This window comes from Pseudoalteromonas sp. T1lg76 (genome assembly GCF_002964725.1).
GTDB lineage: Bacteria > Pseudomonadota > Gammaproteobacteria > Enterobacterales > Alteromonadaceae > Pseudoalteromonas.
Genome location: NZ_PQCE01000011.1, coordinates 42,763 through 54,940 on the forward strand (window position 1 = coordinate 42,763; position 12,178 = coordinate 54,940).

A 12,178-nucleotide genomic window follows, 5' to 3' on the forward strand; every position below is an offset into this window, starting at 1 on the left:
CAACTAGGCCCTTTGCTGCGCGCCGCTGTTGGTTTTGGCCGCCAAGGCCGCGAGCATATCTCTGGTCACCAGCACGATGCCGTTTGTTGATACCCTGAAACCGTTGGCGCGATCCTGCTCGTGATCCAGGCCTATGTGTAAGCCCGCCGGTATCTTACAGCTGCGGTCGATGATCGCCCTTTTGATCCGGCAATTGCGGTTTACCACAACTCCGGGCAGCACCACGGCCTCTTCAATTTCACAGTAAGAATGCACATAGACATTGGAGAACAACAGGGATTTACGCACCCTTGAGCCGGAAATAATACAGCCGCCTGAAACCGTGGAGTCAACCGCCATGCCGCGGCGTTCGTCATCATCGAAAATAAATTTTGCCGGTGGCAGTTGCTCCTGATACGTCCAAATAGGCCAGCTAGGGTCGTAAAGGTCAAGCTTTGGCTCAGGCGATACCAACTCCATATTCGCCTCCCAGAAAGAGTCCAATGTACCCACATCACGCCAGTAAGGCTGACCAGACATATTCGGGTCGGTAAAGGGGAAGGCAAATACCTTATGCTGGTCGATAATGGCGGGGATAATGTCATGGCCGAAGTCACGGCCCGAGCCCGAGTTTTGCGCATCCTTGTGCAACTGCTCAAACAGGAACTCGGTATTAAACACATAGTTACCCATCGAAGCCAAACAGCGACCCGGTTTACCTGGAATTTCATTGGGCACCGGGGGCTTTTCATCAAAGCGACGAATTTGATTATGTTCATCCACCGTCATCACCCCAAAGGTATTGGCAGCGTCCTGGCTGTCCACCTCGATGCAACAAACAGTCATATCGGCGCCGGTTTCAACGTGCTTGGCTATCAGTGCGCCGTAGTCCATGCGATAAACATGGTCGCCGGATAAAATCATCACGTAGCGAGGCAGTTCATGGCGAATAATATCCATGTTCTGGAATACCGCATCGGCGGTGCCACAATACCATTCGTCGCCATAACGCTGCGATGCAGGTAAAATCTCCACCGACTCACCCAGTTCCTTTTTAAAATGCCCCCAAGCGCGCTGCACATGGCGAATAAGCGAGTGCGACTTATATTGTGTTGCTACCCCCACGCGACGAATACCCGAGTTTATGCAGTTTGACAGCGGAAAGTCGATAATTCTGTGTTTGCCGCCAAAATACACCGCTGGCTTGGCGCGCCAGTCGGTTAGCTCGTGCAAACGCGAGCCTCGGCCACCGGCGAGGATCAGCGCATAGGTATCACGGGTCAGATTACTAATATAGCGATTGGCATAACTGGGCATACTATTCTCCTTGGGGTGTAGTAATCGGGTTTAGGCGCCAAATCTCTTGGCTGTATTGGGCAATGGTTCGGTCGCTGGAAAACGGGCCGGATGCGGCGGTGTTGAGCACACTCATTTGCGTCCAACCTTGGTTATCCTGGTAAGCCTTGGCGACGCGCTCCTGCGCCTGGCAATAATCGGCAAAGTCGTAACAGGTGAGCCAAGGGTCGGTGTCGCTATAGAGCGCCGCCAGAATCGAGTCGAAAATCCCCGGCTCACAGACATTGAAATGACCGCTTTTCAGCAGCGCTAATACAGCACTTAAATTCTTATCACCGGCGATAATGTCGCGTGCATTGTAATTTTTGCGAATGGCATCAACCTGCTCAACCTCGGCGCCGAACACAAAGAAATGCTCGCCGCCCAAGGCTTCGCGCATCTCCACATTGGCGCCGTCCAGGGTGCCTATGGTAATGGCGCCGTTCATCATAAATTTCATATTGCCGGTGCCGGATGCCTCTTTCCCTGCGGTAGAGATTTGCTCGGACAGATCCGCCGCCGGACAGATGGTTTCCATGGCGGTAACATTGTAGTTAGGCAAAAATGCCACCCTGAGCCAGGGCTTGGCTTTGGCATCATCATTGATGGTCGCCGCTACATTGCTGATCAACTTAATAAGCTGCTTGGCCATAAAATATCCCGGCGCCGCCTTACCGCCAATGAGTACGCAACGCGGCACCATATTGTCGGTATCGCCATCGCAAATACGCCGATACAGATGAATAACATGAAGGATATTAAGCAGCTGGCGTTTATATTCATGAATACGCTTAACCTGAACGTCAAACAGCATATTGGCGTCAAATTCCACGCCGCACTGCGACTGCACCAGGGCGCACAGGCGCTGCTTATTGGCTTGCTTAACCTCTTGCCACTGGGCCAGCAACTGTGGCTCATCGTAATAACGGCGCAGTTTACTGATCTCGCTAAAGTCATCCTGCCAGTGCGCGCCAATCTTACTGGTGATCAGCGCCGCCAATTGCGGGTTACAGTGCATCAACCAACGTCTGGGGGTCACACCATTGGTCTTGTTATTGAATTTATGTGGCCATAGCTCGTAGAAGTTTTTAAACAGGTTTTGCCTGAGTAACTCACTGTGCATCGCCGCAACGCCATTGACCGAGAAGCTGCCAACAATGGCCAGATACGCCATTCGCACCTGTGGCTCTGTGCCCTCCTCGATTAACGACATTTCCCTTTGCTTGTCGTTATTGCCGGGCCAACGTTTTGCCACTTCTATTAAGAAACGGGCATTGATTTCATAGATGATCTCAAGCAGGCGCGGCAATAGACGGGCAAACAGGGCTACCGACCATTTTTCCAAGGCTTCCGGCAGCAAGGTGTGGTTGGTGTAGGCCATGGTTTGTGTAGTGATGTCCCAGGCCTGCTGCCAGTCGAGCTCGTGCTCATCAATCAGCAAACGCATCAGCTCGGCCACGGCTATGCTGGGATGGGTGTCATTAAGCTGGAATACGTGATAATCGGCAAACTCGGTGAAATCATCGCCGCGGCGCTCAACCCATTGTTTTATTTTGTCCTGCAAGGACGCACTGCAGAGGAAATATTGCTGACGCAGGCGCAACTCTTTGCCGTTTTCCGAGGCATCATTGGGGTACAGCACCATGGAGATTTGTTCGGCCAGGTTTTTCTTCGCCACCGCCTCGGCATAACCACCGGCATTAAATTCACTTAAATCGAATTCATCGGTGGCTTCACTTTTCCACAACCTTAGGGTGTTGACCACATCATTGCCATTGCCGGGCACAGGCACATCATAAGGCACGGCAAACACATCATGGGTGTCTACCCACACGCGATGGCTGCGCCCCTTGGCATCCTTAAATACCTCAACATGGCCGAAGAACTTCACCCGCACCGTTTGATCCGGTGCCGGCAGCTCCCAGGGGTGGCCCTCATGCAGCCAGTGATCTGGTTGCTCAACCTGATAGCCATTATCCAAACGCTGGTTGAACATGCCATATTCATAGCGAATGCCATAGCCGGTGACCGGCAGGGCCATGGCCGCACAACTATCGAGAAAACACGCCGCAAGGCGGCCCAGGCCACCATTTCCTAGGCCTGCGTCATGCTCGGCATCGGCGACATGTTCAAGCTCGGCGCAATAGTTTGCCAATGCGGCTCTGACCTCATCGGCCAAATCGAGATTTAAAATGGCGTTATTGAGGCTGCGACCAATCAGAAATTCCAAGGATAAATAAGACACGCTGCGTTTATCGGCATTATCATTGCGGGTATGGCGCATGCGAGCCACCAATCTATCTCGTATGGTCAGCGCCAATGCCTGATAGAGATAATGCTGGGATTCGCCGACCTTGTCACGGCCCAGGGTGTAATGCAGATGCCGGGCTAGATCAACGGCCAGGGTTTGGCTGTCGAGCAAGGGGGCTTCTTGCCAATCATAGGGTTGGCATTGGGGTGCAGGTTTAGTCATGCTGAAGGTCTCACTATTTGCGGCCATGGAATATTGCTAAACACCCAGCTGGAGCCGGGGCTTAAGGTAAATTTGTCGCCTTGATGCAGAGCTTGCATGGCGCGGCTGTCGCCGTAACCCTGGGTATCACAGTCACTGCTGAGCACACAGTGCCAACGACCGCGCTCCTCCGTAAGCGCCTCTGAGCCCAAGCCCAAGGGCGGCAAACACAACTCACACTCGCTGCCACCACGGTGCAACACTAAGGTCAGACACTGCTGGCGGTCATTGTCGATCAGGGTGTAGATCAGGGTATGCAAACTGGTATCGTGCCAATCCTGGGTTTGCATCTGGTGGCCATCGGGACGATACCAAAGCACAGTAAAGCGGGGATCATCCGGATGGATATGTCTGTCGAGCGTGAAAATGGCGAAGTAGCGGCGCACCGTCAGTAGTTCGCTGATAAAACTCGCCAAGGGATGATGGCTGTTGTAGTCGTGCCAGGCCAACCAGCTAATGGCGTTGTCCTGACAGTAAGCATTATTGTTGCCGCCCTGAGTATGGCCTAGCTCACTGCCGGCGCTGAGCATGGGCACGCCTTTAGAAAGTAAGAGGCTAAGCAGCAGGTTCTTTTGTGCCTTAAGGCGGCGTGCCTTGATTTGCGGGTCCTGGCTATGACCTTCAACACCATAATTACAGCTGTAGTTGGCACTGTGGCCATCACGGTTGTGCTCGCCATTAGCCTGATTATGTTTGTGTTCATAACTGACCAAGTCGGCCAAGGTAAAACCGTCGTGACTGACGATAAAATTAATGCTGCTGCTCGGGGGGCGATTGACGAAAATATCCGCTGAGCCATGCAGGCGTTTGGCCAGCAGCCCCAGCATATCCGCATCACCGCGCCAAAAGCGGCGAACCACATCGCGGTACTGATCGTTCCATTCCCGCCAGGGCGGCGCAAAAGCACCGAGCTGATAGCCACCCGGGCCTATATCCCAGGGCTCAGCAATCACCTTGGCACGGCGCAATACAGGGTCTTGAGCTAGACATTGAAAGAAACTGTGGGCGGCTTTAAACCCCCGTTTATCGCGACCAAGAATGGGCGCTAAATCAAAGCGAAAACCATCAACACCCAGCACCTGATACCAGTACCGCAGGCTATCGAGCACCAATTGCAAGGTTTGTGGACGCTCCAGCGCCAGGGTGTTGCCGCAGCCGGTGTCATTAATGTATTGACCCTCAGCATCAAGACGGTAGTACACCTGATTATCAAAACCGCGCAAATGGCAACAAGGTCCGAGTAAGGCGCCTTCACTACTATGGTTGTAAACCACATCGACTATCACCTCCAGTCCATGGCGATGCAAGGTGGCAACCATTTCAGTAAACTCATGCGTGGGATTATCCAGGGCATACCCCTTATGAGGCGCAAAATAGCTTAAGGTGTTGTAACCCCAATAATTGCTCAGCTCCAAGGGCGCTAAAAATGGCTCGCTAATAAACTGCTGCACCGGCATCAGCTCAACAGAGGTGACGCCAAGCGCCTTTATATGCTCGATAAAGGCATCTTCGCTCAGAGCCGAAAAGGTGCCCCTTTTGGCGGCGCTGATACCCGGGTGACGCGCTGACCAGCCCTTAACATGGCACTCATAAATAACGGTTTGCGACCAAGGGATCTGCGGGCGCGTCCCGGCATAGGGAGTTCCCTGAAAGACCTTGGATTTAGGCATAAGATGAGCGTTATCCAAAGGGCACAATACCCCCTGCTCGTCTATGGCACGATGGCGCACACTGGGCTGAAACTCGCCATAAAGCGCGTAGCTATAGGGGTCGATAAGGAGTTTATTGGCGTTATAGAGTTGCCCCTTGTGGGGCGCAAATGGGCCATGAACCCGGTAACCGTAGAGCTGACCTTCATAAATCCCATCGATTTGCACGCACCAAAGTCCGGCTTCACCGCGATACAGCTCCACCCGAGCCACTTCGCTATGGCCGGAATTATCATACAGGCACAGGGACACGGACTCGGCATGCTCGGCAAAGACGCAGAAATTCACGCCTTCGGCGTTGACCGAGGCGCCCAAGATATCTGTGTTGCCGTTACGGGTTAGCCACTGCATCCGCATCGCACTCCCACAACAAATAAATGCTGGCCAGAGGCCCCAGACTTAATTGCAGCGAATAAGACTCCTGCAACCAGGGCACGGGCTCGGCCTCAATAAACGTATTTTCATCCTCAATAACGGCTACACCACTGCCGTCATAGGCTTGGTCGTCGCTGTTAAGTAACACCCTGTATTTGCCCGCTGCAGGCACGGGTAAGCGAAAATCATGGTGCACCTGAGGAGTAAAGTTATGCACGCAAATCACCTTTTGGCCGCCATCCTTAGCCGTGCGCACAAAGCTGAAAATACTGTGGGCACTGTTATCGCCATCAAGCCAGGTAAAGCCGCTGGGGTCGCGGTCGTTATCATGCAAGGCCCGGTATTGGCGATACACCAGGTTTAAATCACGCACCCAGTCCTGGATACCTTGATGACTGGCGTGCACCAGTAAATCCCATTGCAAGGAATTGTCATGGTTCCACTCGTCATGCTGAGCAAACTCACCGCCCATAAAGAGAAGTTTTTTACCCGGGTGAGCCCACATAAAGCCGTAATAGGCGCGCAGGTTAGCGAATTTCTGCCACAGATCACCGGGCATCTTATGTAACAACGAGCCTTTACCGTGTACCACCTCGTCGTGGCTCAGCGGCAAAATAAAGTTTTCGCTAAAGGCATAGACCAGCGAGAAGGTCATTTCATGGTGATGATATTGGCGATAGATGGGGTCAAGCTGCATATATTTGAGCGAGTCGTTCATCCAGCCCATATTCCATTTATAACCAAAACCCAGGCCTCCATGCTCTACGCTGTTAGTGACCCCGGGCCAGGCGGTGGACTCTTCAGCGACCATCATGATCCCCTGATTGCGGGCATAGCAAACGCTGTTGATCTGCTGCAAACAATCTATGGCGCCGAGGTTTTCGCGACCACCAAATTTATTCGCCAGCCATTGACCGTTTTGCCGACTGTAATCTAGGTATAGCATGGAAGCGACGGCATCTACACGCAGGCCATCCACGGCAAATTGCTCCAGCCAGTAAGTGGCATTCGACACCAAGAAGCTGCGCACCTCCTGGCGGTCATAATTGTAAATATAGGTGTGCCAATCCGGATGGAAGCCTTGGCGGGTGTCCGCATGCTCATACAAGTGGGTGCCGTCAAAACGAGCCAGACCATGGCTGTCACCGGGAAAGTGACCGGGCACCCAGTCGAGCAGCAGGCCGATACCCGCAGCGCGGCACTGGGCACAAAAGTAAGCAAAGTCCTCGGCACTGCCAAAGCGCGCACTCGGTGCAAACAGGCCTATACCCTGATAGCCCCAGGAGCCGTCGAAGGGATATTCGCTGATCGGCATCAATTGAATATGGGTAAAGCCCATTTCTTCTACATAGGGCAGCAACTGCTCCGCCAGTTGACGATAGGTTAAATACTCATTGTTTTCGCCGCGGCGCCAGGAGCCCAGGTGCACCTCATAGATGCTAATGGCCGCATCAATGGCATTGCGCTCGCTGCGCTGCTGATAATAATCTGGGCTGAGCGGCACAAGTGTTGGTATTTGCGCAACTACCGAAGCGGTGGCCGGCGGTTTTTCCATGGCCAGCGCATAAGGGTCGGCCTTAACCAGGTGCTCGCCCAGCGCGCTGTGAATGGAGAATTTATAACAGCTGCCCACTGGCACTGAGGGAATAAAAATGGCCCATACGCCGCTGTCATCAACACGGCTTAGGGGGTGTTGACGCCTATCCCAATGGTTAAAATCGCCAATCACGCTGACCGCCTGAGCATTAGGTGCCCAGACACTAAAGCGTACGCCACTAATTCCGTCGATATCCATGGGGTGCGCGCCTAAATGACGCTGCGCCTGCTGCTCTTGGCCCTGGCGAAAGTAAAAAAGGTCGGCGGCACTCAATCCCAGCCCCAGGCTAAACACATCCGCTTCCTGGCGCTCTAAATGCGGGTAACGAACTTGCAGCTCATAAGGTTCGAATTGCGCCTGGCTGGGCGCCAAAAACAGATCCGAATCGCCATAACGCTGCGCCTGAATTGTGCCCGATGCACACACCACAGCCACAGATTCGGCGCCGGGTTTATAGGCAAGGATAAACCAGGCACCCTCGATACACTGATGACCCAATAGCTGGCGAGGCTCGCCCACTTTAGCCTGCTCAAGGGCCGCGAGGGCTGCATCTAAATTAACCGGAAACTCTACTTTTTTTGCGCTACGTGCCATTTCTAGTTCTACCTAATTGCTGAAGAAGGGACGCCCGACGCGCCAAAATCGCACCGCCCTGGGTGCTTAGTTGTCGCCGCCAATTGGGATATTGAGTATGGGTGCCGGGAACATTAACCGCCACCTGCTGGTTATCCAGGTCGTCCAGTTGCAGGGTCAGCAAGCGGCTAGGCCCTTTGGCCAACACCTGAGACAAGGCCGCATATACTTCCTCACTTGTGGATTCTTGACTGTGAACCTGGTTATGCTTAGCGAGCAGCGCTAATAATTGCTCACGCAGCAGCTGCCTTTGGCGATATAAATTTTGTACTTGCTCTTCACTAACGAGCTGCAGTTTTTGCGCCTGTTCGATATCACCACCTTGCCACCAGGCGGCAAAGGGCGGCAAATCGTGATTGCTTATCATCAGCAAGGTCTGCTCGGGCAAATGCTCAGGCGCCCAAAAGCCATGCTGGTCGCGACAAAAATAGAAGACGGTATTGGTAAGCACTTGCGATTGGGCCAGCGCTGTTTGCACCTGCGGCGGTACCACGCCCAGGTCTTCGCCAATCACAGCGCAGCGATATTGATGACTGAGGATTTTCACCGCCGCCAGCAACTCTTCAAAGGGGTAATACACATAGCAGCCCTGTTGCTCGCCCTCTTTTCCTGCTTGCTCTGACAGGCACCACCATAAACGACGCAGCGCCATCACATGGTCGATACGCAGCGCCCCAACATCTCGCATATTGGCGCCAAGCAGGCTTTTAAAGTAGCCAAAGTGCTCCCTTGCCATGCGTTTGGGATGAAGTGCGGGCATGCCCCAGTTTTGTCCATGACGGGCAAAGGGATCCGGCGGCGCGCCTATCTCGGCGCCCTGAGTAAAGTGCGATTGATACTGGCGATATTCGCCGCTAGCGCGCGTAACACCCACGGCCAAGTCGTTAATAAGCCCTATGCGCATGCCGCTGGTGATGGCCAGTTGCTGGCAATGTTTGCGTTGCAACCAGGCCTGCCACTGCCAATATTCATCCTGTTCACTGCTGTCGGTTGGCAAAGTATCCAGAGCATCGCGCTGGGCGTCTTGAAAATGCTTAAAGGCGCGACGACGCTCATCACAGGCGGATGCACAAAAATTCGTATAGAGATGCTGTAGCAAGGGCCATTTCAAGGCATACACCTGCTCGTAATCGAGCCAGGGGGCACTGGCAAGGCTTTGATATTGTTCATGCGCCTCGCTCAAGGCCTGGCGAAGCCCTTGATCGCAATCCTCACTGAGTTCGATACTGATATAAAGGGGGTGCAATAACAACCGACTCACAGGGCTATAAGGGCTGGCGGCCTTTGCGTCTTTGGTGTCGAGCAGGTGTAACGGGTTGAGCAGCAAATAATCTATCCCCTGCTCTGCGGCAGCAACAACTATGGCGGCTAAATCAGAAAAGTCGCCGATGCCGACACCGCGCTCGCTTGTCAGGGTATACAGACCAAAGGACAAACCCAGCAGCTTTGGCGCCGCCACATTTGTGGACTTTGTAAAACAAGGAACCTGATAGCTGTTTGTGGGCACCCACCATAATTGGGTATCTGCAACTTGCTCGCCTATTGTCACCTGGGCATCATAAAACCCGGGTGCGAGCCAGTTTTGCGGCAAGCTAAAGGCCAGTTGCACATAAATCTCATGGTCGAGGCAATAGTCGCCGACAATCTCACCCTTGGCCAATGACCAATCCAGGTGTTTGTCGCTGTCGCTTAACAGCAAATGCACACTCGCCTGGTTGTCTTGATACAAAGACTGAGGCAACCGCACCAAAAGGCGCGGCCGCTGCTCATGCACCAGGCTGGTGTTATCTACCAATTGCAGCCAAGGCGCGGCGTCCAGGCGAAAATTAAGCTCGGCCAGCGCCGCTAAATCCGCGCCGTCCACACCCATGGCCGTCAGGGCTTGGCTGCGCACCGCATCACTAAAGCGCAGCAACTCGCCTTCATAGCTATGGTATTCATAGCCAACACCCATGAGGTAACAGGCTTGCGCGAAGACATCCACGGCACTAACCTAAGTAAGTCGAAACAACGCTATTGTCAGTGCCAAAATCATTGGCAACATAGGCATCGGCCTGATGGTCGTTATCCCACTGCTCGTCGTTGATCAAATAGCGAAAGTGAAACTCGCTGTTTTTCGGTAAGCGCAGCTTGGTACGAAATAACTGATCCTTCTTCGAATATTGCATCGCCAGCGGTTGCCACTGATTAAACTCGGCGACTAAGGCCACAGCTTCGGCATCCGGATGCATATATTCAAAGGTGACTTCTGCTTCTTCTTTGGTTTTAAAAAAGCGTTTTTTTAGCATAGCTGGGCTCCAAATAAGGTTGAATATTCGATCGCCACATCAATGTGCCATGGATACTGCTAAGCAAATCGGTGTGTTTTGCAAAGTTTGAATTAGGCTAGCAGCCTAATATGGACGCTTTATTACAGTGCAAGCCGAGCGCCAAAATAGTGCAATTTTGGTTGTTAACCCCGAATTTACTGCGTCCTAGCAGAACCACCGCATAAACAATGCCAACTGTTAGCAAGCGCAGAACACCTTTGTTAGATAAATGTACACAAAATGTGTTTTAGCCCCGTAGATAGCATTTAAAAGCAAGGTGGGTAAAAAGCTAACTCTATGTCCGTTAAGTGAAAATTCATTTATACTACAAATTCTCATCCTAAATCATGACCCTGTGCTAGGCTTAAAGGTGAATCAAAATGCGAGCACACCACATGGAAAGACCACTTTTGTCAAAACTTAATGCCTTGAAAGTGTTTGTATTATTTGCCTTATTAGGGACAACATTTGCAGTTCAGGCACAATCCACCATCTATCACTACTACAACCAACAAGGGATCGCGGTTTTCACCGATGCCAAGCCCAAGGTTAAAGGCTTTGAGGTTGTAGAATTAAAATGTGACCAGTGCGATCAGCAACTAGCAGCCTGGCACAGAACCCCACTGTATACAGATAAATATCATCAGCACCTAGTCGCCGCAGCGAAAGAGAACGGCATTGACCTGGCGCTGCTCAAGGCCATAGTACATGCCGAGTCTAACTTTAACCCCAAGGCCGAATCCAACAGGGGAGCCAAGGGCTTAATGCAGCTTATGCCCCTGCTGATAAAAGAGTTCAATATTAACGACCCTTTCGATCCGGCAGAAAATATTGCCGCTGGCAGCGCCTACTTTGCCCATTTGTTAAAACGTTTTAAGGGCAACGCCAAACTCGCGGCCGCAGCCTATAATGCTGGCCCCAGCAGAGTGGTGCACTATGGCGGCGTGCCACCGTTTAAACAAACCCGCGCTTTTGTTCAGCGCATAGATATTTTGCGTAATCGCTACCGACAGTATTCTGAGGAGCAAGAGCTGCTGGCCTCGCAATTAATGGTGAAAAATGACACACTGGAGCAATCTGTTACTTCACCTTAAGTTCTCGTAAACCTATGCTAAAGATTATCCGTTGGTGCCGTAATTACCTGCGCTTATGTGTGTTTTTTATTGCCGCCTTGGTTGGCCTACAGGTGCCAGGATTTAAAGATGATTATGGACATGCGCTGCGCGCGGCAATGGTTGAAACCAACGCCGCCGTAGCGCCTTTTAAGGAAGATGCCGTACAATTTTTTGGCGGTTCCCTCTCCCAGTTGTTAGCGCATTATCAACAAAGCAACGACCCAGTGTATGCCAAAGGTGGCGATAATCTTGCCACACTGTTACAGCGTAGTAACACCTTGGAATTGGCCCTTGAAGAGTTTAGCCAACACCCCTACCTGCACCTGGTTCGCTCCCCGGTGCAAAGCATAGGCACTCAGGTCTGGCATAATTACACGCCGCAAATCCAGCTTAATCTTGAAGCCCTGGCCAGCGCGGTTATTTTTGCCCTAATAGTCAGTTGGACGATTGAGGCCTTGTTTGTGTTAATGGTGCTGGCACTTATGCGTGTCGGACGTATGCTCCGCCCTGCGCGGAGCCAATCCTAGGGTCTGTTGACCTTTGTTGTTTGTTTCTGCAGCAGTTTGTAGTGTATTTATACAAGGCGGCACATGTGTGGTGTAGTTATTCTACAT

Annotated in this window: 8 protein-coding genes; 2 read left to right on the forward strand and 6 right to left on the reverse strand. The window is 52.3% G+C overall.

The window, feature by feature from the left end; genetic code table 11:
* Window positions 1-3: 3 nt before the first annotated feature.
* Genes glgC through C2M35_RS05000 form a run of 6 tightly spaced genes read right to left on the reverse strand, consistent with a single transcriptional unit; the run spans window position 4 to window position 10,428 of the window.
* Window positions 4-1,296 (reverse strand): glucose-1-phosphate adenylyltransferase, encoded by a 1,293-nt coding sequence (glgC, locus tag C2M35_RS04975; protein WP_105199866.1) that lies wholly within the window; start codon window positions 1,294-1,296, stop codon window positions 4-6.
* A gap of 1 nt (window position 1,297) precedes the next feature.
* A complete protein-coding gene (locus C2M35_RS04980; RefSeq protein ID WP_105264744.1) occupies window positions 1,298-3,787 on the reverse strand; it encodes a glycogen/starch/alpha-glucan phosphorylase in 2,490 nt (829 codons plus the stop codon).
* On the reverse strand, window positions 3,784-5,886 hold the full coding sequence (glgX, locus tag C2M35_RS04985) for a glycogen debranching protein GlgX (protein ID WP_234000022.1): 2,103 nt from the start codon (window positions 5,884-5,886) through the stop codon (window positions 3,784-3,786). Before glgX ends, C2M35_RS04980 begins: the two co-directional genes overlap by 4 nt.
* Window positions 5,867-8,101 (reverse strand): 1,4-alpha-glucan branching protein GlgB, encoded by a 2,235-nt coding sequence (gene glgB, locus C2M35_RS04990; protein WP_105264739.1) that lies wholly within the window; start codon window positions 8,099-8,101, stop codon window positions 5,867-5,869. The genes glgX and glgB overlap by 20 nt, the downstream gene beginning before the upstream one ends.
* Window positions 8,091-10,124, reverse strand: coding sequence for a 4-alpha-glucanotransferase (malQ, locus tag C2M35_RS04995; RefSeq protein ID WP_105264740.1), 2,034 nt, complete (start codon window positions 10,122-10,124; stop codon window positions 8,091-8,093). The genes glgB and malQ overlap by 11 nt, the downstream gene beginning before the upstream one ends.
* A 4-nt stretch (window positions 10,125-10,128) precedes the next feature.
* A complete protein-coding gene (locus C2M35_RS05000) occupies window positions 10,129-10,428 on the reverse strand; it encodes an isoamylase early set domain-containing protein (RefSeq protein ID WP_105199862.1) in 300 nt (99 codons plus the stop codon).
* Between the two features lie 416 nt (window positions 10,429-10,844).
* Between C2M35_RS05000 and C2M35_RS05005 the strand changes: the two genes are divergently transcribed.
* Window positions 10,845-11,543 (forward strand): lytic transglycosylase domain-containing protein, encoded by a 699-nt coding sequence (locus C2M35_RS05005; protein ID WP_158677917.1) that lies wholly within the window; start codon window positions 10,845-10,847, stop codon window positions 11,541-11,543.
* Window positions 11,544-11,557: 14 nt separating this feature from the next.
* Complete coding sequence (locus C2M35_RS05010) at window positions 11,558-12,091, forward strand: DUF2937 family protein (protein WP_105264741.1); 534 nt, start codon at window positions 11,558-11,560, stop codon at window positions 12,089-12,091.
* Window positions 12,092-12,178 lie beyond the last annotated feature (87 nt).